This window comes from Allobosea sp. TAF32, from assembly GCF_052113585.1.
In the GTDB taxonomy this organism is placed as follows: domain Bacteria; phylum Pseudomonadota; class Alphaproteobacteria; order Rhizobiales; family Beijerinckiaceae; genus Allobosea.
This window is the reverse complement of the sequence record NZ_JBFRDM010000005.1, coordinates 349,472-374,930: the sequence shown is the minus strand read 5'-3', so window position 1 is coordinate 374,930 and position 25,459 is coordinate 349,472. Positions and strand designations below refer to the sequence as shown.

24 protein-coding genes and 1 tRNA gene are annotated in these 25,459 nt (G+C 66.3%); 15 read left to right on the top strand and 10 right to left on the bottom strand.

What is annotated here, in order from left to right:
• Positions 1-312: 312 nt before the first annotated feature.
• Both AB4Z16_RS13520 and AB4Z16_RS13515 read right to left on the bottom strand, forming a co-directional pair.
• The gene (locus tag AB4Z16_RS13520; protein ID WP_441511859.1) at positions 313-954 is read right to left on the bottom strand and encodes an NrsF family protein; all 642 of its coding nucleotides are present in this window, start codon (positions 952-954) and stop codon (positions 313-315) included.
• Between the two features lie 75 nt (positions 955-1,029).
• The gene (locus tag AB4Z16_RS13515) at positions 1,030-1,614 is read right to left on the bottom strand and encodes a sigma-70 family RNA polymerase sigma factor (protein ID WP_441511858.1); all 585 of its coding nucleotides are present in this window, start codon (positions 1,612-1,614) and stop codon (positions 1,030-1,032) included.
• Between the two features lie 157 nt (positions 1,615-1,771).
• On the opposite strand from AB4Z16_RS13515, the gene AB4Z16_RS13510 reads away from it, so the two are divergent.
• The 7 genes from AB4Z16_RS13510 (at position 1,772) to AB4Z16_RS13480 (ending at position 11,128) form a co-directional block, all read left to right on the top strand.
• Positions 1,772-2,662, top strand: coding sequence for a CE1 family esterase (locus AB4Z16_RS13510; RefSeq protein ID WP_441511857.1), 891 nt, complete (start codon positions 1,772-1,774; stop codon positions 2,660-2,662).
• 71 nt (positions 2,663-2,733) lie between these two features.
• Positions 2,734-4,380, top strand: coding sequence for a thiamine pyrophosphate-binding protein (locus AB4Z16_RS13505; protein ID WP_441511856.1), 1,647 nt, complete (start codon positions 2,734-2,736; stop codon positions 4,378-4,380).
• Positions 4,380-5,576, top strand: coding sequence for an OpgC family protein (locus tag AB4Z16_RS13500; RefSeq protein WP_441511855.1), 1,197 nt, complete (start codon positions 4,380-4,382; stop codon positions 5,574-5,576). The genes AB4Z16_RS13505 and AB4Z16_RS13500 overlap by 1 nt, the downstream gene beginning before the upstream one ends.
• A gap of 71 nt (positions 5,577-5,647) precedes the next feature.
• Positions 5,648-7,045 (top strand): tetratricopeptide repeat protein, encoded by a 1,398-nt coding sequence (locus AB4Z16_RS13495; RefSeq protein WP_441511854.1) that lies wholly within the window; start codon positions 5,648-5,650, stop codon positions 7,043-7,045.
• Between the two features lie 21 nt (positions 7,046-7,066).
• On the top strand, positions 7,067-7,558 hold the full coding sequence (locus AB4Z16_RS13490) for a hypothetical protein (protein ID WP_441511853.1): 492 nt from the start codon (positions 7,067-7,069) through the stop codon (positions 7,556-7,558).
• Complete coding sequence (locus AB4Z16_RS13485) at positions 7,558-8,055, top strand: YHS domain-containing (seleno)protein (RefSeq protein ID WP_441511875.1); 498 nt, start codon at positions 7,558-7,560, stop codon at positions 8,053-8,055. Before AB4Z16_RS13490 ends, AB4Z16_RS13485 begins: the two co-directional genes overlap by 1 nt.
• Positions 8,056-8,590: 535 nt before the next feature.
• Positions 8,591-11,128, top strand: a complete 2,538-nt coding sequence (locus AB4Z16_RS13480) for an arylsulfatase (protein WP_441511852.1) — start codon at positions 8,591-8,593, stop codon at positions 11,126-11,128.
• A 516-nt stretch (positions 11,129-11,644) separates the two neighbouring features.
• On the opposite strand, the gene AB4Z16_RS13475 is transcribed toward AB4Z16_RS13480, so the two are convergent.
• The 3 genes from AB4Z16_RS13475 to AB4Z16_RS13465 all read right to left on the bottom strand — a co-directional run bounded on the left by AB4Z16_RS13475 (position 11,645) and on the right by AB4Z16_RS13465 (position 12,571).
• Positions 11,645-11,721, bottom strand: a tRNA-Arg gene (locus AB4Z16_RS13475).
• Positions 11,722-11,858: 137 nt separating this feature from the next.
• Positions 11,859-12,233 carry a phosphoribosyl-ATP diphosphatase gene (hisE, locus tag AB4Z16_RS13470; RefSeq protein WP_441511851.1) on the bottom strand — a complete coding sequence of 125 codons (375 nt, stop codon included), beginning with the start codon at positions 12,231-12,233 and terminating at the stop codon, positions 11,859-11,861.
• Between the two features lie 131 nt (positions 12,234-12,364).
• Complete coding sequence (locus tag AB4Z16_RS13465; protein WP_441511850.1) at positions 12,365-12,571, bottom strand: hypothetical protein; 207 nt, start codon at positions 12,569-12,571, stop codon at positions 12,365-12,367.
• Between the two features lie 305 nt (positions 12,572-12,876).
• Here AB4Z16_RS13465 and ykgO point away from each other — a divergent pair, with 305 nt between their 5' ends.
• Both ykgO and AB4Z16_RS13455 read left to right on the top strand, forming a co-directional pair.
• Positions 12,877-13,002: a type B 50S ribosomal protein L36 gene (gene ykgO / locus AB4Z16_RS13460; RefSeq protein WP_038363015.1), complete on the top strand. Its 126-nt coding sequence runs from the start codon at positions 12,877-12,879 to the stop codon at positions 13,000-13,002.
• A 484-nt stretch (positions 13,003-13,486) separates the two neighbouring features.
• On the top strand, positions 13,487-13,840 hold the full coding sequence (locus tag AB4Z16_RS13455; RefSeq protein ID WP_441511849.1) for a tetratricopeptide repeat protein: 354 nt from the start codon (positions 13,487-13,489) through the stop codon (positions 13,838-13,840).
• Positions 13,841-13,873: 33 nt separating this feature from the next.
• Here AB4Z16_RS13455 and pyk read toward each other — a convergent pair whose 3' ends face one another.
• From pyk to AB4Z16_RS13440, 3 genes are all read right to left on the bottom strand, one after another.
• Positions 13,874-15,313 (bottom strand): pyruvate kinase, encoded by a 1,440-nt coding sequence (gene pyk, locus AB4Z16_RS13450; protein ID WP_441511848.1) that lies wholly within the window; start codon positions 15,311-15,313, stop codon positions 13,874-13,876.
• Positions 15,314-15,437: 124 nt separating this feature from the next.
• Positions 15,438-15,863, bottom strand: coding sequence for a DUF1036 domain-containing protein (locus AB4Z16_RS13445; RefSeq protein ID WP_441511874.1), 426 nt, complete (start codon positions 15,861-15,863; stop codon positions 15,438-15,440).
• 20 nt (positions 15,864-15,883) lie between these two features.
• The gene (locus AB4Z16_RS13440) at positions 15,884-17,188 is read right to left on the bottom strand and encodes a glycerate kinase type-2 family protein (RefSeq protein ID WP_441511847.1); all 1,305 of its coding nucleotides are present in this window, start codon (positions 17,186-17,188) and stop codon (positions 15,884-15,886) included.
• Positions 17,189-17,426: 238 nt separating this feature from the next.
• Between AB4Z16_RS13440 and AB4Z16_RS13435 the strand changes: the two genes are divergently transcribed.
• On the top strand, positions 17,427-17,669 hold the full coding sequence (locus tag AB4Z16_RS13435) for a DUF2312 domain-containing protein (protein ID WP_038363023.1): 243 nt from the start codon (positions 17,427-17,429) through the stop codon (positions 17,667-17,669).
• A gap of 34 nt (positions 17,670-17,703) precedes the next feature.
• On the opposite strand, the gene AB4Z16_RS13430 is transcribed toward AB4Z16_RS13435, so the two are convergent.
• Complete coding sequence (locus tag AB4Z16_RS13430; RefSeq protein WP_441511846.1) at positions 17,704-18,423, bottom strand: ribonuclease activity regulator RraA; 720 nt, start codon at positions 18,421-18,423, stop codon at positions 17,704-17,706.
• A gap of 202 nt (positions 18,424-18,625) precedes the next feature.
• Here AB4Z16_RS13430 and AB4Z16_RS13425 point away from each other — a divergent pair, with 202 nt between their 5' ends.
• The 3 genes from AB4Z16_RS13425 to AB4Z16_RS13415 all read left to right on the top strand — a co-directional run bounded on the left by AB4Z16_RS13425 (position 18,626) and on the right by AB4Z16_RS13415 (position 22,301).
• Entirely contained in the window at positions 18,626-19,309 is a 684-nt protein-coding gene (locus tag AB4Z16_RS13425; RefSeq protein WP_441511845.1) for a FadR/GntR family transcriptional regulator, read from the top strand.
• 255 nt (positions 19,310-19,564) lie between these two features.
• The gene (locus tag AB4Z16_RS13420; protein ID WP_441511873.1) at positions 19,565-20,530 is read left to right on the top strand and encodes an ABC transporter substrate-binding protein; all 966 of its coding nucleotides are present in this window, start codon (positions 19,565-19,567) and stop codon (positions 20,528-20,530) included.
• A gap of 34 nt (positions 20,531-20,564) precedes the next feature.
• On the top strand, positions 20,565-22,301 hold the full coding sequence (locus tag AB4Z16_RS13415) for a cache domain-containing protein (RefSeq protein ID WP_441511844.1): 1,737 nt from the start codon (positions 20,565-20,567) through the stop codon (positions 22,299-22,301).
• A 6-nt stretch (positions 22,302-22,307) separates the two neighbouring features.
• Here AB4Z16_RS13415 and AB4Z16_RS13410 read toward each other — a convergent pair whose 3' ends face one another.
• Positions 22,308-23,012, bottom strand: a complete 705-nt coding sequence (locus AB4Z16_RS13410) for a Crp/Fnr family transcriptional regulator (protein WP_441511843.1) — start codon at positions 23,010-23,012, stop codon at positions 22,308-22,310.
• 156 nt (positions 23,013-23,168) lie between these two features.
• On the opposite strand from AB4Z16_RS13410, the gene AB4Z16_RS13405 reads away from it, so the two are divergent.
• Positions 23,169-23,417, top strand: a complete 249-nt coding sequence (locus tag AB4Z16_RS13405; protein WP_441511842.1) for a hypothetical protein — start codon at positions 23,169-23,171, stop codon at positions 23,415-23,417.
• 250 nt (positions 23,418-23,667) lie between these two features.
• Positions 23,668-25,422, top strand: a complete 1,755-nt coding sequence (locus AB4Z16_RS13400; protein WP_441511841.1) for an adenylate/guanylate cyclase domain-containing protein — start codon at positions 23,668-23,670, stop codon at positions 25,420-25,422.
• Positions 25,423-25,459: the final 37 nt, after the last annotated feature.

Genomic DNA, 25,459 nt, shown 5'->3' with positions numbered 1-25,459 from the left:
CTCTTTCTGTCTTCAATTTTCAAACAGCAAGGCTTCAACAAAACCGACAGAACCTCATCCGGCGAACCGGCCTCAGCCCCAACGTCCTTAGGAAGCGCAGAAGAGGCGCCGCTCAGCGGCGGCGCCGTCTCGATGGGTGGCTTATAGGCGGAACTCGTTTTGCCTGTCAACACGTCTCGATCACGATTCTCGGATTTCTGCTTCGGCGCACATGAAGGGCGCTCGCCGTAGCCCGGCCGCTGCAGGGTTTTCACCCGGCCCGGGCTGACGGCAGCCGAGATCGACCTTCCGGATAGAGCGGTGATTGGCGGCTTACCACCGCAGTAATCTGGGAAAAGTCAGCGCTCCCAGACCCGTCACCGCCGCGATCGCGATCGTATACCACGTCGCCAGGAACGGGGCGGCGTCGTCCGGGCAGTGCAGACTATAGGCGACGGTGGCGAGACCGGCCGAAGCCAGGCCGGCGCAGGCTCCGGTCAGCGCGCCATCCACAGGCGCTCCACGGCGCGCCAATCCGAACAGCACGATGAGCGGCACGAGCGCATAGAGCGGAACTGCGATGAGGCAGGCGCGCCAGTAGCGCCCCAAGATCAGCGCGCTCCATTGCTCGGCAGGCGCCTGCGCCAATGTGAACAGGGCGAAAGCAATCGTGAGCAGAATCGGCAGCGCAATCAGCGGCAGCTCACGGCCCGGCTTCAGCCCGGGGCGAAGGCTGCGCTGGAACAGCGTGAGCGCAATGCTCGCGACGCTGGCGCCGAGTAATACCTTGGCGATCACGGGACCCGTGAGCCAAGCGCGGGCGAAATCCGGCCGCAAGCCGAGCGTGAGCACGACAAGCAGGGCCGTAGCCGCCAGCGCCGCCACCGCGCCGAGCCAGACGGCGCGGCGCAGCCAGCCCGTATCCACCGGCCGGTGGCTCGCGGTCATCAGTGAAATCAGGTCGTCGGTCTGCATGTCATTCCGTTCCGCTCGGACAGAAGTTCGCCCCGGGCCGCCAAAAGGTTACGTGCTTGCGGCATTGCGAGGAGATCACCCCGGCCTCTCCCCCCGCCGCGAGAGAAACCTGGCCATCGCCCGCAGGCCGCGATGGATCGCGACCTTAGCGGCGGTCTCGGTCATGCCCGTCGCGCGCGCTGCCTCGGCCACCGTCGCGCCCTGGAGCTTGACCCGGTCGATCAGGCCGCGCGTGCGCTCCGGCAGCGCCGCCATGGCGCGATCGAGATCGAGCCGCGCTTCCGAGGCGGCGCTGTCGGGCGGGCCGGCAAGCTGATGAGCCTCGTCGTCGAGTGGCAGGTTGCCCGCATGGCGCCCCGTTCGGCGCAGATGGTCGACGAGCTTGTAGCGGGCGATGGCATGCGCCCAGGCCGTCACCGGGCTCGCCGGATCATAGGTGTGCTGCGAGAGATGGAGTGCCAGCAAGGTCTCCTGCAGCACGTCCTCGGCCTCGCTGGCCTCCGCGCGCCCGGCCCGGGCCAACATCTGGTGCAGATAGCTGCGCAGCCGCGTGCTGATCGTATCGAGGAAGAGGCGGTAGGCGGCAGTGTCGCCGGCAAGGGCGGCGAGGAAAACAGGCCGGAGCTGTTTTTCGAGTTCGTCGAGCGACAAGGCTGCCACGTCTTCCCGGGAGGCCGCGAGGTCCGACCGGCTTATTCCGTCGCATGCAGATGAACGCCTCACAAGGCCGTGACCGGCCGATGAAGTGGCTCAGGCGGCCCGATACGCTCGCATTTCGGACGGAGCGCGGACGTCCGGTATGCGCAGGAAATCCGAGATGGTGCCTTCAATTCGTCTGGCCTTGCCCATCGTCTTCACGCTTCTGGCCGGCTCGTCCCCCGGGCCGCAGCCGCTTGATGGCCAGCGCGGCGGGGATGCCTGCCCGGCGGCCGACGGCTGCCAGGTCGCGAGCGGCCATTACCGCATCGTCCTGCCGCCCCGCAGCGAGACGCCGCCCACCGGTGCCATCATGTATTTCCATGGCTATCAGGGCTCGGCGGAGGAGACCATCGCCGATCCCGGCCTCGTCGCGGTCGCGCAGCGGCTCGGCGTCGCGCTGATTGCACCGGACGGCGCAGGCCGCTCCTGGTCGTATCCCGGCTCGCCCGCGCATAACCGCGACGAATTCGCCTTCGTCAGGCAGGTTCTCGACGATGCGGTGCCGCGCTTCGGCATCGATCCCCATCGCATCATGGCGAGCGGCTTCTCGCAAGGCGGCTCGATGGTCTGGTACCTCGCCTGCCGGATGCCCACGCGCTTTTCAGCCTTCGCCCCGATCGCCGGCGCCTTCTGGGAACCGCTCCCCGCGAGCTGCGAAAGCCCGCGACCGCCGTTGATCCATGTCCACGGCACGAGCGACGCCACCGTGCCTATGGCCGGGCGCGCGCTGCGGCAGGGCTACAGGCAGGGCGATCTCTTCAAGAGCCTCGCCATCCTCGCGCCGGCCGGCTGTACGGCAGCATGGCCTGACGCCGCCCGTGCCGGTGCCGCTGGAAGCGCCCTCGCCTGCCTGCTTGCGAGCGGCTGCGGCGGCTCGGCACGGCTCGAACTCTGCCTGCACGGCGGCGGCCATTTCGCCGATCCGGCCTGGGTCGAGCGGGCCTGGCGCCTGACGATGCCAGCAAGGCCCGCGCCCCTCGCCACCGGCGCCAGGCTCACGTCTCCGTGATCATGTAACCAAGACGCTCCTCTGCGCGATCTCTCTTGCAGCGCCGCTAAGGCGCCGAGCCGGAGACGACCATGCGCCCTGTAGGGATATCGACCGCGCCGGGGGGAACTGTCCCGGGCGAATTCGTAACGGGCGCCGATCTCCTGGCCGGCCGGCTGGCCGCGGCCGGCGCGACCCACGCCTTCGGCATTCCCGGCGGCGAGGTGCTGGCTCTGGTCGACGCACTCGAACGCGCCGGCATCCATTTCATGCTCGCCCGGCACGAGAACGCTGCCGGCTTGATGGCCGAGGGGCTCTGGTATGCAACCGGCGCCTTGCCCGTATTGGTGGCGACGCTTGGGCCCGGCGTCGCCAATGCGGTCAATGTCGTTGCCAACGCGCAGCAGGACCGGGTCCCCCTGATCTTCGTGACCGGCTGCGTCGATCAGGCGCTCGCTGAGAGCTATACCCATCAGGTTTTCGACCATCAGGCCGTGCTGCGTCCACTGGTCAAGGCAAGCTTCCGCGCCGCGCCCGGAACCGAGGATCTGGTTGCGGCGAAGGCCGTCGCCCTCGCCCGGCGCGGCCGGCCGGGACCGGTCCATATCGATCTGCCGATCGCGGTGGCGGAGGCCCGCACACCGCCACGCAGTGCGCCTGCCACACCACCTGTCACGCCCTTGATCCCCGCCGATCTCCGGCCCGCGCTAGAGCTGATCGCTGGAGCGCAACGACCGCTGGTCATCGCCGGTCTCGACCTCGTCATCCAGAACGGCGCAGCCGCGCTCGACCGCTTCCTGACCCGCACCGGAGCGCCGCTGCTCACCACCTACAAAGCCAAGGGGCTGGTGCCGGAGGATGACGCGCGCGTCATCGGCGGCATCGGCCTCTCGCCCAAGGCCGATGCGATCGTCCGCCCCTTGATTGAAGCCGCCGATCTGATCGTGCTCGCCGGCTACGATCCGATCGAGATGCGCCAGGGCTGGCGCCAGCCCTGGCCAACCGACAAGCAGGTCGTCGATATCGTGGCCGAGCCCGTTCAGCACGGCATGCATCACTCCAGTCTGCTGCTCGAAGGCGATGTCGGCGCGATCCTGACGCGGCTGACCGAGGGGCTCGAAGCGAAGACCGCCTGGCCGGGCGGCGAGCCGGCCACCATTCGCCACGCCTTCCGGACCGCCTTTGCCGCACCCGCCGGGTGGGGTCCGCACGCCGTCTTCGAAACGCTGCGCCGCATCGCACCGGCCGGAACGGTCGCGACCGCCGATTCCGGCGCGCACCGTATCCTTCTCAGCCAGATCTGGAGCTGCGACGGGCCGCGCCGCCTGCTGCAATCGAGCGGGCTGTGCACCATGGGCTGCGCCCTGCCGCTGGCGACGGGCGCCGCGCTTGGGTCCGGCCAGTCTGTCCTCTGCTTCGTCGGCGATGCCGGCCTCGAAATGGTCCTGGGCGAGTTGGCGACGCTGCGCGATCTCGGCCTGTCCGTGGTCGTCGTCGCACTTGTCGACCAGGCGCTCGGGCTGATCGCGCTGAAGCAACGCCAGCTCGGCCTGCCGCGGGCCGGGGTCGATATCGGCGCAACCGATTTCGCCGCCGTCGCGCGGGCAATGGGCGGTCACGGCGCAACGATCGAAGATTGCGAAACCCTCGCACGCGAAGCCGAAGCCGCGTTCCGGCGTGAGGGCTTCACGCTGCTCGCCTGCCGGATCGATGCCGAGAGCTATGAGGGGGCCTTCTGATGTCCGCGCTGGCGCCCATGGCAAAGAAGCGACCGCGCGACGAGCGGCTCGACCTCTTCCGCGGCCTGACGATGCTGATCATCTTCGTCGCGCATCTGCCGGAGAACAGCTGGAACGCCTGGATTCCCGCGCGTTTCGGCTTCTCCTCGGGCGCCGAGCTCTTCGTCTTCTGCTCCGGCATCGCCAGCGCACTCGCTTTCGGCAGCGTCTTCAAGCGGCGCGGCCTGTGGCTGGGCACCGCGCGCATCGCCTACCGGATCTGGCAGGTCTACTGGGCGCAGATCGGCCTGATCCTGGCGCTGATCGCGCTTGCGGCGGCCCTGGATCGCGTTTTCGGCCTGGCCGTGCTGGCGCAGCAGTTCCCGCAATTGCTCGGCGATCCCGCGCGTGCGCTTCTTGGCCTCGCGACGCTGACCTGGCAGCCGGATTACCTCGACATCCTGCCGATGTATCTCGTCATCCTGGCGCTCGTGCCGATGATGATGCTCGCACACCGCCTCCACGCCACCCTGCCGTTCCTGCTCACCGCAGCGCTCTATGCGGCGGTCTGGTCCACAGGCTTCAACCTTCCCGGCAATCCCTGGAGCGGCGCCGGCTGGTTCCTCAATCCCTTCGCCTGGCAGCTCATCTTCTTCATCGGCTTCTTCATCGCCATGAAATGGCTGCCCTTGCCGCCGCTCGGCGATCGACGGCTGATGATCGCGGCGGCGCTCTTCATCCTGCTTTCGGTGCCGCTTTCCTTCTGGGGCATCCTCGAGCATTGGCCGCTGGCGCAGGCAGCCCGCGACCTCCTCATCCCCGCCAGCGAAAAGACCGACCTGCACATTCTGCGCGTGCTGCATTTCCTGGCGTTCGCCTATCTCCTGCTCAGCCTCGTCGAGCCCTGGCGCGAGCGGCTCGACAGCGGCATGGGCCATCTCCTCATCCTGATCGGCCGGCAGTCGCTGGCCTGCTTCCTGGCGAGCGTCGTCCTGGCGCGGCTCCTCGGCGTCGTCGCCGATACGGCCGGCCGCAGCGAACCCCTGGTGGCGCTGCTCAATCTCGCCGGCTTCGCGCTCATTCTCGCCACCGCGCTCACGGTCGGCTGGTTCAAAAGCGCGCCCTGGGCCGGCCCGGCATCGAGCTTCGCTCCGGGGCCAACAAGCACCTCTACCGCTGGCGCCCCGCCGACAACACGGGTCCGTGAAGCGAGTTGAACGCCGTTTGATCGGCGCGCTGCGAACTCCCTGAAGAACGCCCCTCGCGGGGCGCCGCAATGGAGCAGCCCATGTCCTACACCACGCATCACGACCTCTCCGGCGACCCCATCAGCGTCGCCAGCGACGGCGCTCGTGCCGCCTGGAACGATACGCTCGAAGCGCTCATGGCCCATGCCGCCTCGACGCCCGAGCATCTCGCCCGGACCCTGGCGGCCGACCCCGATTTCGCACTCGCCCACGCCGCCAAAGGGTTGATGCTGCTCTCGCTGGCCCGCGCCGAGCTGGTGCCTCCGGCACGTGACTGCCTCGCAAGAGCGCGGGCGGCGACACGCCTGCGCCCGGCGACGCGGCGCGAGATGATGGTCGTCGAGGCGCTGGCGCTCTGGCTCGGTGACGCCCCGCGCCAGGCCGCAGAGCTGTTGGAGTCGATCCTCCATGCCCACCCGCTCGATGTGCTGGCACTCAAGCTCTCGCACGGGCTGCGCTTCATGCTGGGCGATCAGGCGCAGATGCTCGCGAGCCTGCGCCTGGTCGCGCCGGGCTTCAGCGAAACCCATCCGCTCGCAGGCTTCGTCCATGGCTGCCACGCCTTCGCGCTTGAGGAGCAAGGCTTCTACGCCGAGGCCGAGCGCGCCGGCCGCCGCGCCGTCGCCTTGAGCCCCCGCGATGCCTGGGGCCGCCACGCCGTAGCCCATGTCCTGGAGATGACCGGGCGTGTCGACGAGGGCATCGCCTGGCTCGGTGACGGACACAGCGTCGCTCATGCCAATAATCTGCGCTTCCATATCTTCTGGCATCTCGCCCTGTTCCGGCTGGAGCGCGGCGAAAGCGGCGAGGTGTTGCGGCTATATGACGAGCAGATCCGGGCCGAGCCGACAGACGATTACCGCGACATCGCCAACGGCGCCTCGCTGCTGGCACGGCTCGAATATGCCGGCATCGATGTCGGAGATCGCTGGGAGGAGCTGGCGGCGAAGGCCGAAGGACGTGTCCATGACGGGCGCCTCGTCTTCGCCGATCTGCATTATGCGCTTTCGCTGCTCGGCGCCGGCCGCGCCGACGGAGCCGAGGCGATCGCCCGCAGCCTGATCGAGGATGCAAAAGCCCATCCCAGCGGCGAACGGCGCGATGCGGCGCGCAACGGCGCCCTCGCCGCCTTCGGGCTGATCGCCTTCCATGAGGGTGATTATGAAGAGGCCGCTCGCCTGCTCGCCAGCGCCCGGCGCGGGCTCACCGCCATCGGCGGCAGCCATGCCCAGCGTGACCTGTTCGAGCAGGCCTATGCCGAGAGCCTGATCCGCGCCGGCCAGCATGACCGTGCCGCCGATGTCCTCGACGAAAGGCTGGCGCGACGGGGCGGCGCGAACCGCTTCGCCACGCGGCGGCTGGCGCAGCTGCGCAGCCATGGCGTCGGACGCCTGGCCGTGCTCGCCGTCGCCTCCACACCCCTCGCAATCGCCCATTGAGCACAAGAAAGGACAACAGCCATGACAACTGCGGCCATGACCCACGGCTTCGCATTGCCCTCGACCCGCACCGTGATCAACCTGGCCCTCGGCGGATTCGCCGGCCTCGGCTTCTGGGAATTGTTCTCGGCCGTGCCCACCGCCTGGTTAGCCGAATTTCCGCTGGAGCCGCCGGAGCTGGTGAAGTCACTGTTCTACCACCAGCTCGGCCTGACGATCTCGACCCCGACCGCCAAGCTGCTGCACTTCACGACCGGATTCCTGTTCTATCCGCTGGGCTACTGGATGCTGACACGCCGGGTGAAGAGCTTCGGCATGCCGGCGGACGGCTGGATCTGGGGCGTGATCACCTATTTCATCGCGCTCGCTTTCTTCGCGCCGCTGGCCGGGCAGCATTTCCTGCTGAACGACGTGCCGCGCCTCTCCTTCATGAGCCTCATCGGCCACGCGATCTACGGTTACCTTGCGGCCTATGTCTTCGAGGCGCTCGAGTCTCGGGAGAGCGGGGCGTGATGGAAGAACTCCTGTTGAACAGGCGCGGCCTGCTCATCCTTGCCACAGGCGCGGTTGGCCTGCCGACCCGAGCGCTGGCTGCCGAGCCAGATCGAACCAAGACAACGCCCGTCAACACATTGGGGTCGGACGAGGCCTTCGCGATCCGCGGCTACGATCCGGTGGCCTATTTTCGCGAGGGCGCGCCTCGACTGGGCCTCGCCGAGCATGCCCTGATCCGGGACGAGGCAGTCTGGCGCTTCGCCAGCGCCGAGAACAAGGCGCTGTTCAAACACGATCCGCAGCGCTATCTGCCGGCCTATGGCGGCTTCTGCGCCTATGGCACGTCGCGCGGCTATCTCGTCAAAATCGAGCCGGAGGCCTGGTCTATCGCCGGCGGCCGTCTCTTCCTGAACTACGACCTCGACACGCGCAGCACCTGGCTCTCCGACACCGAGGCTTACATCTCGCGCGCCGACAGGTTGTGGCCGGGACTTTCGGACCGCGACATCCGCTGAGTTGCGCAGGGCTGCAGAAAGCAAGCCCCCGCCGGGTGCAAGACGAGGCATCCGGCCGGGCGTTTTTTTGACGCCGCGCGCCGAGAAGAATTCAGCTCAGGCGCACCGCGCCGTCTGGTCGAAGAGGATCTTCTAGCCTTTCGTCACCGCGGGTCGCGACGAAAGGGACTCGCCCGTCGCCCAGGCGGCGACCGTCGGCTGGGCGACGGCGGGGCCGAGCGGTACGGCTTGCCGTTTGCCCGGATCGCGACCGCGCCGGGGAGCAGGATTATGTTCGGCACGCCCAAGAAAGAGGCGGAGACGGGATTCGTCCGGGTATTCTCGACGAAGGCGCCGGGGATGCCGAAACCAAAGATGGGCCCGGTGCGGACCAGTGCGGCTTTCGAAGAGAAAGACAGCGACCGCCGTTTGTCTTTCAATTCGGTTTCCCCTGGGATAACTTAGCGTATTGGCCGGCGGTGTTACGCGCCCTTGAAGAGTTCGCAAGCAGTCAATTCAAATTTTCTCGAACCAGCTGCGTTTCAGGAGGCGATCGATGACTTGTCTCTCGAATTGGCATGGCGGATCCGTCTCGCGTGGGTTGCTCACCTCGCTCTTGTTGCTACCGCTGAGTGTATTGAGCGCCCATGGACAGCAGGCCACGGGGGTGCCGGGTTCGCCCAGCGCCACGACGACGATCGACGGAAAGCAACTCCCGCCCCCCGACCCGAAGTTCGGCGGCGTGATCAAGGACGACGCGCTGCAGTCGAAACCATGGTGGGCGCCGCGCGTGGTCCCGCCCAAGAACGCGCCGAACGTGCTTCTGATCATCACGGACGACGCCGGCTTCGGCGTGCCGAGCACCTTCGGCGGCGTCATCCCGACCCCGACCATGGACCGGATCGCGAATGAGGGCCTGCGCTACAACCGCGTCTTCTCCACTGCGTTGTGCTCGCCGACCCGTGCTGCGCTTATCACCGGGCGCAATCATCATTCGGTCGGTTTCGGCGTGATCTCCGAGCAGTCAACCGGCTTCCCCGGCTACAACAGCATCATCGGCAGAGACAAAACGACGGTGGGCCGGACCCTGCTCGACAACGGCTACGCCACGTCGTGGTTCGGCAAGGATCACAACACGCCCGCCTTCGCGGCAAGCCAGGCCGGTCCGTTCGACCAATGGCCGACCGGGATGGGCTTCGAATATTTTTACGGTTTCGTTGGCGGCGACGCGAACCAGTGGGCGCCAAATCTCTTCCGCAACACGACGCAGATCTACCCCTTCCAGGGGAAGCCGTCCGGTACTTGGAACCTTGTCACCGCGATGGCCGACGACGCCATCGACTGGATGACGCGATTGCACCAGACCGATCCGTCGAAGCCCCTCTTCATCAAATACGCGCCTGGCGCCACGCATGCGCCGCACCATCCAACCAAGGAGTGGGTGGACAAGATCAGCGCGATGCACCTGTTCGATGACGGCTACGAGAAGCTGCGCGAGCGCATCCTGGAGAACCAGAAACGGCTTGGCGTGGTCCCGAAGGACACGAAGCTGGCGCCTTGGCCGGCAGAGATGCTGAAGCCCTGGGACCAGTTGAGCGCCGACGAGAAGAAGCTCTTCATCCGCCAGGTCGAGGTTTTCGCCGCCTACGCTGCCTATAGCGACCATGAGATTGGCCGCGTGATCCAGCACTTCCAGGATCTTGGCCGGCTCGATAATACGCTGGTCATCTACATCAACGGCGACAACGGCACCAGCGCCGAGGGCGGACCGCTCGGCACGCCAAATGAAGTGGCGTTTTTCAACGGCCTCAATGAATTGCCCGTCGATGTGCAGATGAAGTTCTACGACGTCTGGGGCACCGAGCAGACGTACAACCACATGTCGGCCGGCTGGTCGTGGGCGTTTGACACGCCGTTCGACTGGTTCAAGCAGAATGCCTCCAGGTTGGGGGGCATCAACCAGAACATGGTGGTGTCATGGCCGGCGCGCATCAAGGACAAGGGTGCACTGCGCCAACAGTTTGTCCACGTAATCGACGTCGTTCCGACGATCCTCGAGGCCGCCGGCATCCGTGCGCCCGCAATGGTCGATGGCATCAAGCAGGCACCGATCGAGGGGACAAGCTTCGCCTACACCTTCGACGCGGCAAGCGCGAAGGCCGCCTCGCGCCACAAGACCCAGTATTTCGAGATGTTCGGGCAATGGGCGCTGTATGACGAGGGTTGGATGCTTTCCACCAAGGTCAACCGCGCGCCGTGGCAGGCTTTCGGTCCAGCGAACCCGGATCCGCTCAACAATCAGGTCTTCCAGCTCTACAATCTGAACAAGGATTTCAGCCAAACCGACGACATCGCGGCGCAGAACGCGCAGAAGGTGAAGGAGATGCGGCAAAAATTCCTCGCGGAGGCCAGGAAGTACCAGGTCTTCCCGCTTGATGCGTCGGTCGCAGCCCGCATCGTCGCGCCGCGACCGAATATCAGCGCCGGCCGCACCGAGTTCGTCTACACGCGGCCGATGACGGGACTGCCGCAGGGCGACTCTCCGTCGCTCCTCAACACCTCCTACACGATCACCGCCGACATCGACGTGCCGCAGGGCGGCGCCGAAGGGATGATCCTGACCTCGGGAGGCCGTTTCGGCGGCTATGGCTTCTACCTGCTGCAGGGCAAGCCGGTTTTCCTGTGGAACATGGTCGACCTGGAGCGGATCAAATGGGAAGGGCCGGACGCGTTGTCGCCCGGCCGGCACACGGTCGAGTTCGACTTCAAATACGACGGCATCGGTGACGGTACGCTCGCGTTCAACAATTTCAGCGGTCTCGGCCAGCCCGGCACGGGCACGCTCAAGGTCGACGGCAAGGAGGTCGCAGCGAAGCGAATGCCGAAGACGCTGCCGATGATCCTGCAGTGGGACGAAAGCTTCGACATCGGCTCCGACACGCTCACCGGCGTCAACGATGCCGACTACAAGCCCCCGTTCCCGCTGACGGCCAACCTCAACAAGCTGACGATCAAGGTGGACCGCCCGCAACTTACACCCGCGGACATCAAGAAGCTCCAGGCTGGGATGCAGGAGAAGGCCACGGCCGATTGATCTCACGGCGGCCGGGCACCCGGGGTGTGCCCTCAAAGCAAAGCCCGCGTCCCAGGGGCGCTCGGGCGAAACGAGCCTTGACCGCTGTCGCGATAGGCGAAGGTCGGCGCCCCGCACTCGTTAATGTCGAAACGGGACCGACTGCGCATCAAGAGGGGAGGTCTGCTTTCGCGAAGACCCGGTTTCTGCTTCGCCCGGCAGGATGCGGCAAGTGACACGGCGGACGTCCACCAAGGCGGTCGTTTTGGTTTGGCAAGAACTCAGGGGCGCGCTGCGCCATTGGGCTAGTCCGCTATCGCGGCAAGGGAGTCGACGAGAGGCCAAGCGCACAACTCGCCAGCGTCGTTCAGCACCATGGTGCCCTTCATCATGAAGTAGCGGCTTGGCCCGTGGCGCCGTTCTGCGTTGGCAAGAAGACCAGCCGCGGCTAACCTGCCTAGCTAATGGGCGCACTATCTCTGACTGAGAGCCGGATTATATGCGACCAGTCGCACCAATTGCGACTTACAAGAAAAATGGCGCGCCCGAAAGGATTCGAACCTCTGACCCTCAGATTCGTAGTCTGATGCTCTATCCAGCTGAGCTACGGGCGCGTCTCAGAACGTCAAGACGCTAGTGCGTCTGGCCTGATGAAGGCGGAGATAAAGGCTTCGTTTCGTCTTGGCAACCCTCAAAATAACCGGAGGGCCGAAATCGTCGGTGGCTGTGGATAGTCGGCGATTCCGCATCATCAGGGCAGCGGTGCAATCGCGGTGGAACGCTGTCGCGGTGCCTTCCTGCGCTGCCCGTCGCCGCGCTTGGGCAACTTCTCGGCCATGCCGTACAAGCGCTCCCGGCGATCCAGCTCTTCCCATATATCAGCCGGCACTATGCCGAGGGCGGTCCAGAGCACCGTCAGATTGTAGATCAGGTCGGCGCTCTCGAGGATGGCGGCCGGGCGGTTGCCCTGCAGCGCCTCCAGGCTCAGCTCGACGGCCTCTTCCGCAACCTTCTTCGCCATCTTGGGCAGGCCGTCGGCAAAAAGCTTCGCCGTGCGCGAGGTTGCCGGATCGCGAAGGCGAGAATCCAGGACGGCGGCATGGAGGCGGCGCAGCGAATCGGACATCCACGCAGCATTCGGCTGCCAGATGAGAGTTTGATGACAGTCAGCCGGGCGCTCCAAAGCCCGGCGAAGCGGCATGCTGCCCTGCACCCCAACAGGCACAGGGCAGGATGCCGTGGGACGCCGGTGTGCCGTCAATAAGAGGCGCGGCGAACCGCACGCGAGACGGACGGACCGGTGACCGCGCCGGCCGCACCGCCCACCACGGCTCCGACCGGACCGGCAACGATCGCTCCGGTGCCGGCACCGACGGCCGCGCCGCCGATACGCTGCTCGACGGTGTTGCCGCAGGCGCCGAGCGTCAGAGCGGCCGCGAAGAGAGTGAGGATCGATAGGCGCATGTTCAGGTCCTTGGATCGGGCGGCCGGGCGATTCCCAACCTAGCTGCCGTCAAAGCAGACACAGTCGGGCTTTTGCATGGCCAAGCGCTTCCGGCACCGTGTTCGCACTTGCGGTCCGCCGAAAAATCCGTATACAGCCGGCATCGCATCAGTCGCACCATTGCCATGGGCGGCGAGGGCTCCCATGCATCGGCCCGAAAACTGGAACCCGGTTTTCGGGATAGCCGATGCTGACAGAACCCGCGTCGCAGGCTGAAGGTTTTTGACCGGCGCGTCCGCGAGGACGGGTCGATGGAGTTGAGACAATGAAGATTCGCAATTCGCTGAAGTCGCTTCGCGCGCGTCATCGCGACAACCAGCTGGTTCGCCGCAAGGGCCGCGTCTACATCATCAACAAGGTCCAGAAGCGCTTCAAGGCGCGCCAGGGCTGAGCGTCTGCGCGACCTAGATCGCCGCGCGTCCTATTGGACGCGATGACCGCGATCTACACTTTTGTTATCGCGCAGAACCTGACCGGACCTTGCAAAGCGGGGCGCCAGCCGGCGCGCCCGCTTTTTGCGTTGCGTGCTCGCCTCGGCGTGATTTGACCTGCGGTGCCCGGCGGCTACACTCCCCGGCATGAAGCGCTTTCCCTCGCCTTCCGTCCTTGCTGTGGGGCTGGCCTTAACGGGTGCTCTCGGCGCAAACGCAGTCGTTGCTCAAACGGCCGGATCGCCGCGGCCGGGCGCAGTCGCACCGTCCGATAAGGCCGAAAACCCCGTCACGCCTCCCAGCCCGCAACGCAGTCCGGCTGCGACGCTCGATCGGCTGTTCGAACGACTTCACGACGCTTCGACACAGGAAGAGGCCGAGGGCGTCGCCCGGCTGATCCAGCGCCGCTGGGCCCGGTCCGGCTCCGATACAGCCGATCTCCTGATGAGTCGCGCGCAGCAGGCCCTGCAGGACAAGCAGACGGAACTCGCGATCGAACTGCTCGACCGCGTCATCGCTCTGCAGCCCAACTGGGCCGAGGCCTGGAACCAGCGCGCCAACGCGCTCTATCTCGCCGGCGATTCGATCCGCTCGATGATCGATATCGGCGAGACGCTGAAGCGCGAGCCGCGTCACTACGGCGCAATGATGGGGCTGGGGATGATCCTGCGCCAGCAGGGAGACGACAAGGGCGCCATGATCGCCTTCCGCAAGGCGCTGGCGCTCTATCCGCAGTTCGATGCCGTGAAGAAGGCGGTGGACTCGCTGAAGAGCGAGGTCGACGGGCGCGACGCCTGACGCTCGGCGTGGCCGCCCTCTCCCCCGCCCGGCTCAAGCCTTGGCGACGTGCTCCTGCGCGATGAAGGCGATGCGGACCATATTGGTCGCGCCAGGGGTGCCGAAGGGGACGCCGGCGACGACGATGATCCGGTCGCCCAGCTTGGCATAGTGCTCGCGCACCGCAAATTTGCAGGCGCGGAAGGCCATATCGTCGGCGTCGCTGGCATCCTTCGTGACGATGGCGTGCACGCCCCAGACCAGAGTCAGGCGGCGCGCCGTGGCGCGGTTCGGCGTCAGTGCAATCACGGTTGAATTCGGGCGCTCCCGGGCGATGCGGAAGGCGGTGGAGCCGGATGAGGTCCAGGCGCAGACCGCCTTGAGATGCAGCGTCTCCGCGATCTCGTGGGCGGCCTTGGCGATGGCATCCGCGCCGGTGGCCTCGGGCTCGGTGCGCTGCGCCTCCAGGATCGAGCGGTAGACCGTCTCGCCTTCGACCTCCTCGGCGATGCGGTTCATCATCGTCACGGCCTCGACCGGATATTGGCCGGCGGCACTCTCGGCCGAGAGCATTACGGCGTCGGCGCCCTCAAAGACCGCGGTCGCGACGTCCGAGACCTCGGCGCGGGTCGGCACCGGGCTGGTGATCATGCTCTCCAGCATCTGCGTCGCGACGACCACAGGCTTGCCCTTGCGCCGCGCCATGCGGATCATGCGCTTTTGCGTGCCCGGCACCTTCTCCAGCGGCATCTCGACGCCGAGATCGCCGCGCGCCACCATGATCGCGTCGGAGGCATCGATGATCTCCTCCAGCCGCAGCACGGCCTGAGGTTTTTCGATCTTGGCCAGCGCGAGCGCCCGGCCACGCACGATCTTGCGCAGTTCCGCCATGTCTTCGGGACGCTGCACGAAGGAAAGCGCGATCCAGTCGACGCCGACCTCGGCCGCGACCTCGGCATCGGCGCGGTCCTTCTCGGTCATGGCCGATACGGCAATGGTGGTGTCGGGCAGGCTGACGCCCTTGCGCGATGACAGGCGCCCGCCGACGGTGACGCGCGTGACCGCCTCCTTTTCCGAGGCGCTCTCCACGACGAGCCGCAGCTTGCCGTCATCGAGGATGAGGTTATGGCCGGGCTCCAGCGCGCTCAGGATCTCGGGATGGGGCAGGTGGACGCGCTTGGCATCACCGGGCGCAGCGTCTGAATCGAGAGTGAAGATCGCCCCCTTTTCCAGCATCGCGCCGCCATCGCCGCCGAACTGACCGACGCGCAGCTTTGGACCCTGGAGATCGGCAAGGATGCCGACCGGGCGCCGGAACTTGGTTTCCAGTCCGCGCAGCATCGCAATCTTCTCGGCCAGCGTCTCGCGCTGGGTGTGGCTCATATTGATGCGGAAGACGTCGACGCCGGCCTCGAACAGCTTGGCGCACATCTCCTCGGTCGACGATGCCGGCCCCAGGGTGGCGATGATCTTGATCCGGCGTTCACGCTTCATTGTCAGTCCCCATGAAGCCGGCCCGCTTTCGGTTCCGGCCTGTCAGCACCTTCGTTCCGCCCAGCGGCCGGTAAGCACCCGCCCCGATCGTTGCCGTCGCGACGGCCCTGTTCCGGTATTCCGGTCAGGGCCGCGGCGGCGCAGCCCCGCCGGTATCGGTGAGCTGGATGGTCCAGCTCTTCTGCTCGCCGGTATCGACCTCGAAGAAGCCGGCGCGATCATAGCCGCGCGCCAGGCAGTCCTCGATGCCGCGAATCGTGAATTCCTTATTGCGGACGCACATGACCGATTTTCCGGTCCATTCCCCGCCCTTATCGTAATCCACCGCGTGGACGTAATAGAAGCGCGCCGCAAGCGTGCCGCGCAACAGGGTCTCGCAGCCCCGCGGGCTGATGTTCCACCAGCCCTCGGTGGTCCAGCCCTGCGCGTCGCGGTAGCCGATGGCGACGCCGATCCGGCTCGACGTGGTGTTGCACATGCGCAGATCCGCCTTCGCCGGCAGGGCGCCCGCGATGAAGGCCGCAACGCAGCAGGCGGTCAGAAGGCCCAGTCGCTGAGGTCCAGGAAATCTCACGGCTCGATCAGGATCACGCGGCAGTCGTTGACATTGGTCAGGGTCGGCCCCGGCTGCAGCAAATCGCCCAGCGCTTCGAAGAAGCCGGTCGAATCGTTTTCGGCGAGGGATCGGGCGGGATCAAGGCCGATCTCGGCGGCGCGGGCCAAAGTTTGGGGATCGATCAGCGCACCGGCCGGATCTGTCGGCTCGCCGCCGCCGCCATCGGTGCCGTCGGTGTCGCCGGCCAGCGCGACGATGCCGGGCTCGCCCATCAGCGCGATCGCCAGCGCCAGCGCATATTCCTGGCTCGGGCCACCCCGGCCGGAGCCGCGCAGCGTCACAGTGAGCTCGCCGCCGGAGAGGATCGCAGCCCGCCTGCCCTCGCGCTTCAGGCGGCGTGCAAGTGCGGCATGATCCGCCGCGACCTCGCGCGCCTCGCCTTCCAGATCGGGGCCGAGATCGTGCACTTCATAGCCAGCGGCTTCGGCGGCGGCGCGGGCGGCGGCCAGCGCATCGGCCGGGCGAGCAATGATGCGGAATTCGCTGTTGGCGAAGGCCGGGTGACCAGGCTTCGGCGTCTCGTTTGCGGGGTCGTCGAGCAGGGCGCGTGCTGCCGGCGGCAAATCGAGCCCGTAGCGCGCGACAATGGCGCGGGCCTCGGCCGTGGTCGAAGGATCGGCGACGGTCGGGCCCGACGCGATAGCCGTCGGCTCGTCGCCGGGAACATCTGAGATCGCGAGCGTCAGCAGCTTCGCCGGAGCGGCTGCCAGCGCGAGCCGGCCGCCCTTGATGCGAGACAGGCGCTTGCGGACAATGTTCATCTCGCCGATCGGCGCACCAGAACGCAGCAGGGCCTTGTTGACCGCCTGTTTCTCCGCCAGTGCCAGCGAACCCGCGGGTGCGACCCAATTGGCCGAGCCGCCGCCAGAGAGCAGGACGAGGACGAGATCGTCAGCGGTCGCGGTGGCAGCCAATGCCAGCGTGCACTCGGCGGCGTCGATGCTGCCCTGGTCCGGCACGGGGTGGCCGGCGGCGACCATCGGAATCTGTCGGGTCGGAGCGGTGTAGCCGTGTCGGGCAACGGCATGGCCGAGCAACCGTTCGGGCGGAAAGCCGCCATCGAGATAGTGCGCTTCCGCAAGCGCGGTCATGCTGCCCGCGGCCTTCCCAGCGGCGAGGAGGATCAGGCGGCCGGTCACCGGGGCGGTTGGGAGATGCTGCGGCAGGCATCCGGACGGATGAGCCCGCGATACCGCGGCGTCGTAGATCTTCCGCGCCGTCTCGCGCAGCTTCGCTGTCTCGGTTGCAGGACTGTGCACGTTGCCCATTTCCACCCGGCGCGGCCGTTGATCGCGGCAGTTCTCTCGATCCTTCTTAGGTCGCGCGAAAGTCGGCGTCATCTGCATTATGGCGATTAAGTCATACTTTTCTCGGGTGCTTCGCCTGATGGAATTGCGGCATCACAGCTGTTGAGGGCCGGGCGTTTGCGGCTTGACGCCCTGCCCCAATCCGGGCGAACGCTGCCCGCCGAATTTTCATACCCCGGAAGGATATCAGATGGACGATCCGGTTCAGGGCGATCAGCTCAAGAGCATCGTCGAGCGCATCGAGCGGCTCGAGGAAGAGAAGAAGACGATCGCCGACGACATCAAGGAGGTCTATGCCGAAGCCAAGGGCAACGGCTACGACGTCAAGGTGCTCCGCAAGGTCGTGGCTCTGCGCAAGCGCGACCTCGAGGAGCGCAAGGAGGAAGAGGCGATCCTCGACCTCTATCTGCAGGCGGTCGGCGAGACGGTCTGAGCCGGGTTACGCTTCGGGCTGCAGCGGGAGACCTTCATCGGCTCCTGGCCTTGCGCCACGCGGCGAAGTCGATCCTGGTCTGCTCCTCGGTCGCGGGGTAGAGGCCGAGGATCGAGCGGCCCTTCATCACCTCTTCAGTGACGAAGTCCTCGAAGGCGGTCATCTCGACCGCCTCTTCCGCCACCTCATCGGCGAGATCGGCGGGGATGACCACGACGCCCTCGCCATCGCCGAGGACGACGTCGCCCGGCCAGACGGCGACATCGCCACAGCCGATCGGCACGTTGATATCGACAGCCTGGTGCAGCGTCAGGTTGGTCGGCGCCGCCGGCCGGTTGTGATAGGCCGGGAAGGGCAACTGCGCGATCTCCGGGGAATCGCGGAAACCGCCATCGGTGACGACACCGGCAACGCCCCGCTTCATCAGCCGCGAGACGAGGATGCCGCCCGCGGAAGCCGCGCGCGGATCCTTGCGGCTGTCGATCACCATTACCGCATCGGGCGGACAGTCCTCGACCGCCTTGCGCTGCGGATGCGCCCGGTCCTGGAACACCGAGAGCGGGTTCAGATCCTCGCGCGCCGGGATATAGCGCAGCGTGAAGGCCTCGCCGACCATCGTGCCCGTATCCTGGCTCAGCGGCCGGACATCCTGAATGAACTGGTTGCGGAAGCCGCGCTTGAAGAGCGCCGTGCAGACCGTGGCGACGGAGACGGTGCGGAGCTTCTCGCGCGTTTCCGGCTTGAGCTTGGGCATCGGTTCATTCCCGAAGAGATGCGCCGCCCACTCGCAGCATCGACCTGCGAGTCCAAAGCGGTACGGCGCCGGTTGCAGCACACTTCAATGAAACGCCTATAATTTGTAAAATAAGTTGTAAAGTAGCATTCTCAGAATGCAAGCCGACTCTTGCGCGGCGACATGCGCTTGACGCGATCAGGACTAATCCACGGCGGAGACAATGAGCACCGGCAAACTCGGCGACCGCGTCTACGAATATATCCTGAGTCAGATCATCACGGGGGAGTTCGCGGTCGCGGCGCGGCTGCCCTCCGAGAGCGAGCTTGCCGAGCGCCTGGCAGTCTCCCGCCCCATCGTGCGCGAAGCGCTGGGCCGGTTGCGCGAGGACGGTCTGGTCGAATCGCGGCGCGGGTCGGGCTCCTATGTCCTGCGCCGGCCGGCGCCCGATGTCCGCAGCTTCGCGCCGATCAGCAGCATCGCCGACATCCAGCGCTGTTTCGTCTTCCGGATCGCCGTGGAGGGGGAAATTGCCGCGCTGGCCGCGAAGATGCGCGACGAAGACGGCCTCCTGAAACTGCGCCATGCCTTCATCGCGCTGGAGATCGTCAGCGAACAGCGCCGGCTCGGCGTCGAGGAAGACATCGCCTTTCACCGCGCCGTTGCCGAAACCACCGGCAACCATTTCTTCGTGACGACGCTCAACGCCTTGCATGAGCAGATCGCCACCGGGATCAATCTGAACCGCAACCTCTCGCTGATCCAGCCACGGCCGCGCCTCCTGAGCGTCCAGCGCGAGCACAAGGCGATCCTCGATGCGATCGAGCTGGGGGACGAGGCCGCCGCGCGCCGGGCCATGCAGCTCCATCTCGAAAACGCGCGCAGGCGTGTTTTCGACGGCAGCTGAACGGGAGATTGGCTCCGGCGGCCCCGCTGCGACGCAGCATAGCCGAACGTCATCTGCCTCTGGGGTCGCTGAGAAAGCTGCAGGGCCTGGCACGGCTTCCCGGCTTCGGGGGCCCAACGCGACTATGCGTGTGCCGCGTGACTGCGGTAGTATCCCGCCGCTCCAGATGAATGGACGATGTCGGCAGGAGAGAGTGCCTTGCGCTTCTTGCCCTTCGCTTTGGTCGGTCTCGGCGACCGTATCAACCGGCGCCGGATGCTCGTGCTAGCCGGCGGCGCGGCGGCATGGGCCAGCGCCGCCCGCCCGCAGCAACCCGCAATGCCCTTGCTGGGCTATCTCGGCTCGGAAACCCCGGAGCGTTACGCCAGCCGCCTTGCCGCCTTCCGTGCCGGGCTGGCCGAAACCGGATTTGCCGAAGGGCACAATGTCGCAATCGATTTCCGCTGGGCGGAAGGCCAGTATCAGCGCCTGCCGGCGCTCGCGAAAGATCTGGTCGGTCGCCGGGCGAGCGTGATCGTCGCGCCCGGCGGCGCCGAGGTCGCGCTCGCTGCGAAATCGGCAACCACGACCATTCCGGTCGTGTTCGAGCTCGGTGGAGATCCCGTAGCCCTTGGGCTTGTGGACAGCCTCTCCCGGCCGAGCGGCAACCTGACCGGCGTGTCCAGCCTGAGCGTCGAAGTTTCGCGCAAGCGCCTGGAGTTCATGGCGGAGCTGCTGCCGAACGCCAGGCTCTTCGCCATCGCCGTCAACCCGGCCAGCCCGACCTCGAACTCGCAATTGGCGAACCTCAACAGTGCCGCAAGCAGCCTGGGGCTCGCCTTGCACCCACTGACGGCGAGCATGGAACAGGAATTCGGCGGGCTCTTCGCCGGCGCGGCTCAGGCCGGCGCGGGCGGGCTCGTCTTCACCTCCGACCCCTATTTCGCCTATCGCAGCCCGCAGCTCGCCGCGCTCGCCGCCGCCCATGGGACGCCCGCGATCACGCAATCCCGCGACTTTCCCGTCGCGGGCGGGCTGATGAGCTATGGCGGCGATTTCGAGCAGTCGCACCGTCACACCGGGATCTATGCCGGCCGTATCCTGAAAGGAATGAAACCTTCGGAGCTGCCGGTCCAGCGCGTCACCAAGGTCGAGATGTTCATCAACCTCAAGGCTGCGAATGCCCTGGGCCTGTCGGTCCCACCTTCGCTTCTGAGCAGCGCCGACTTCGTGATCGAATAACCCCGGCCGGTGAACCGCCGAGCGAGCCAACGCGATGTCCAACAAGCCAGCGGCGCCTCGCATATCGTTATTCTGGAAGTATTTCCTCGCCCTGTTTGCCGCCGTCGTGGTGCCGCTGCTCTTCGCCGGCAGCGTCGAAGCATGGTTCGGCTATCGCGACCAGCGCACCGGGCTGAACAATATGCTCGACGCCGAGGCCAGGGGAGCCGCAGCCAAAATTCAGGATTTCATCGAAGGGATTCGCGATCAGCTCGGATGGGCGGTACTGCTGCCCTGGCCGGAGAGCGCAGATGAGAAGCGCAGGCTCGACGCCTTTCTCGTGCTGCGTCAGGTGCCGGCCATCGAAAGTCTCAGCCTGGTCGACGCAGCCGGCCGGGAGAGGCTGTTCCTGTCTCGCATCGGCTTGAACAGAATCGAGAGCGGCAGAGACCAGTCCGGGGAGCCGGCCGTTGCGGGTGCGCGCTCGCATCGTACCTGGTTCGGCCCCGTCACGTTTCAGCGCGGCTCGGAGCCCTTCATGACCATCGCAGTCGCCGGAAACCGTCCAAGCGCCGGCGTGGCCATGGCCGAAGTCAACCTCAAGCTCATCTGGGACGTGATCTCGGCGATACAGGTGGGGCGTACGGGGGAAGCCTTCGTGCTCGACCGGCCGGGCCGCCTCATCGCCCACCCCGATATCAGCCTGGTCCTGCGCGCCGATGAAGCCGCGACGAAGCCATTGCGGGACCTGCGGGCCTCGATCCTGACCCGCCCGGGGGAAGCGATCGCTGGCCGGGACGTGACGGGAGGCAAGGTGCTCGCTGCGACGGCGCCGATCTCCGGCGTGGACTGGAGCGTCATCGTCAAGCAACCCGTCGTCGAGGCCTTCGGCCCGATCTACGCCGCCCTGTGGCGCACGATCGCCCTGCTCATTGCCGGTGCGGGCCTTGCCGCCATGCTCGCCTACTGGCTCTCCCGACGCATGGTCGAACCCATCATGCTGCTGGAGGACGGCGTCGGCCGCATTGGCGCCGGACATTTCGAGCATAGGATTCACCTTGAGACGGGTGATGAGTTCGAACGGCTGGCGACCCGTTTCAACGAGATGGCGAGCGAGCTGGCAGTCTCGCAGGAGCGCTCGGAGCGCATCAACCGGCTGAAGCGCTTTCTCGCCCCGCAAGTGGCGGAACTCGTCGAACGGACCGGCGACGATCACTTGCTCGACGGGCGGCGCGTCGACGTGGTCGTCGCCTTCTGCGATCTGCGGGGATTCACCGCCTTCTCGGCGCGTGCCGAGCCCGAGACCGTCATCGGCATGCTCGGAGACTATTATTCGACCCTGGAAACCGTGGTCGCCACCCACGGGGCCACGCTGACGAACTTCTCCGGCGATGGCGCGATGGTGCTGTTCAATGCGCCGGTGCCCTGTGATGACCCCGCACTGGGCGCTCTGGAAATGGCCAGGGACATGCAAATCGGGGTGCACGAGCTGTTGGCCAGCCGGCACAGCCTCGACCATCGCCTCGGATTCGGCGTTGGCCTTGCGATGGGCCCGGCGACCGTCGGCCGGATCGGCTCGGAAGGCCGCCTCGACTACACCGCGATCGGCAATGTCGTGAATCTCGCCTCGCGCCTGTGTTCGATCGCGGATGATTTCGAGGTTCTTTGCGACCGGGCAGCGGCCCAATCGGTAGGTTCGCGCCTGCCCCTTGTCGCGCTGGAGGCGCGGGTCCTGAAAGGATATGATCGGCCGGTCGCGATCTATTCCCTCGTCGTCGCCGGAAAAGCGTAGAGCCGCTCAGGCGCTGCCGGGGCTCGGCTTCGGCGCAGCGACCTTCGCGAGCCTGCGAAACGCTTCGATATCGAGGATCGTCAGGCGTTCGCGCCCGAGCTCGATGACGCCCATCCGCTTCCAGCTCTGAAGCTGGCGGTTCACGGTTTCGCGCGTGATGCCGCTGAGCGATGCCAGTTCGTCCTGCGTCGCATGCACCTCCGTTCCGTAGTCGATCGCGAGCGTGAGGATGCGCCGGGCCAGCCTCATTGCCGCCGGCAGGAAGGTCGTCTCCTCCATGCGCTGCAGGACGTCCCGCAGCCGCGCGCAGAGAAGCTCGATGAATTGCAACGAAAGCGCAGTGTCGGTCGCGAGCAGCTTTAGAAAATCCCGGCGGGGCAGGAAGAACATCTCGGTATTTTCCATCGCCACCGCATCAGCCGTTCGCGAGCGGCCGTCGAGAAGTGCGATTTCCCCGAAGATGTCGCCGCCTCCGAGCAGGTTGACCGTCATCTGCTGCCCCAGATCATTCGTCGTGCCGATGCGGATGAGGCCACGCCGGATGGCATAGAGGCCATCGCCCGGATCGCCTTTCAGGAACAGCACCTCGCGCGCTGCGAGATGCCGTGGGCGGCAGACGAGTGCGATCTCTTCCAGCGTTCCCGGGAGCAAACCTGCGAAGAACGGGTTCACCGCCAGGAGGCTCACGATACGAAGAGGCCCGTCATTCATCTGGCGCCTCCGACATTCGGTTTTCCGGCGCAGCCTGATCCTGTGTGATCCAGCGCACAGAATCGGCGTGCCGATCGGTAGAGAACTCCGTCGCGACAGGCCGCCACGGCCGCATCCCGCGACCTCGGTGAGAGCCCGACCGAACGGAGCTCAATCGTGCACGACGCTCTGCACCCCTCTCATGCAGTCTCAAGCCTAGCAGTTCCGGCCTCGCTGCGCGACGGCGCGGCAGCAGCATCGCCGACGAGCCCGTCGGCGCGCGCCGCCGCGGGCCTGCTTCGCTGGCTGAACCCGGCCCATATCCTCTGGCGCCACGAGGCGGACCCGGCCCCCCTCGACGAACACACCTTGAGCGACATCGGGCTGTCGCGGATGGAGATGCTCTATACCGCTTCGAAGAAATAGTCGCAGGCGGACAGCCTTGCCAGCCGGCTCCGGCTGCCCCAACAGCAGGAGCTCCAGCCCGGAGACCAAATCGCGATCGTTCTGCATTGGCGGACAACCGCCGCGTTTTCGCTTCATGACCCAGGCATCGGTCGGGCGACGCTTGCGGTGGACCTCGCACCACTCTCATGCCAGCATCGACAAGGCTTGATCCATCATGGTGAACCCGGCCCCTGCGGGGTCGGTTTCAGGTGCGAGAGCGTCAGCGAAGATGCAACGTCGCCTGGCCGCCATTCTCTCAGCCGACGTGGTCGGCTACATGCGCCTGAGCGAGGCGGCGGAAGAACCGACGCATCATCGGCTGATGAGCCTGCGCGCCGGTCTGATCGATCCTTGCGTGCGCGAGCATGACGGACAGATCGTCAAGAACACCGGCGACGGATTTCTCGCCACGTTCGATAGCGCGTCCACGGCGACCCACTGCGCCCTGTCGCTCCAGCAGGCGCTCGCGGCAGCCACTACCGATCAGCCCATCTCCCTGCGGATCGCATTTCGGATGGGCATCCATCTTGCCGACGTCATTTTTGAGAATGACGATATTTTCGGAGATGGCGTCAATGTCGCCGCCCGGCTGCAATCCTATGCGGAACAAGGTGGCGTCATCGTTTCGGAAGCTGTTTTCGAGCAGCTCGACATGGCGGAGAGGGTGCTCGGCTCCGATATGGGGGAGATCTTCCTGCGCAATCACGAGCGCCCGGTGCGCGTCTTCGCCCTCCGCTCCGAGCCTGGGCCGGTTCCAGCCCGCAAGATCGGCGAAAGCCACGCCGGCGCCGATGCGCGGGCCTCCATCGCCGTTCTGCCGTTCCGCATGAACGGCACCCGATCGCTCAAGGTCTCCATCGCCGATGGCGTCGTGGACTCGATCATCCAGTCGCTGTCGGGGCTCAAGGAACTGTTCGTCATCTCGCGCGGATCGACGCTGGAATTCGGCCGGCAGCGGGCCGACCCGGTCTCTGTGGGGCGCAAGCTCGGCGTCCGCTATGTCATGGACGGCACCGTCTCGCTATCTCACAGTCGCGTCCGCATCAGCACCGAACTCATCGCCAACGAGAACGGCGCGGTGGTCAGCGCCGATCACTACGACGGCAAGGTCAGCGAGCTGTTCGACCTCCAGGACCGCATCGCGCTGAAGCTCGTCAGAACCGTGGCGCCCCATGTCCGGGAGCGCGAGCTGCGGCGCGCCCTGCGTCAGCACCCGCAGAACATGACCGCCTACGACCTGCTGCTCCAGGCGCTCGACCTGCTCTACAAGATGGATTCCGACAGCTTTGCCCGGGCGCGCGGTCTGCTGCAGCAGGCGATGGCACTCGACCCGTCCTACGCTCCCCCCTTCACCTACACTGCGCTGTGGCATGTCTTCCGCGTCGGCGAACTCGGCTCGCCCGATCCCGATGGCGACGCGCAGGCGGCGGTCGACCGGGCGCGGGCCGCCATCGAGCGCGACGGCAACGACCCGCTCGCACTTGCGATCTACGGGCACGTCCAGGCCTTCTTCCTGCGCGATGCCGTTACGGCGCAACGCTTTCTCGACCAGGCGATCGAGGCCGGGCCAAGCGTGGCGATGGCCTGGACGATGAGCAGCGCCGCGCGGGGCTTCGTCGGCGACGGCTCGCTGGCGGTCCAGCACGGCGAGACCGGACAGCGCCTCGCCCCCGCAGATCCCTATCGCTTCTGGCACGAGGGCATCCTGGCCCAGGCGCACTATATCAACCGCGACTATGATCAGGCGGTCGGCTGGGCGCGCAGTGCTGTTGCGCATAATCCTTCAATCCGCTTTACTTTGCGTACGCTTGCCGCCAGCCTGGTCGCAGCAGGACGACACCGGGAGGCAGCGAGCGCCGCCGATCGCCTTCTCTTGCTCCAGCCCGATTTTAGACTGACGCCTTACGCGCCGCGCTGCCCGTTCGCCCCACCTATTCTTGAGACGTGGATCGGGCACTTACGGAAGGCAGGACTGCCTGACTGAGCCGAAGCCTAACGAGTTTGCCGCAACAGCAACCGTG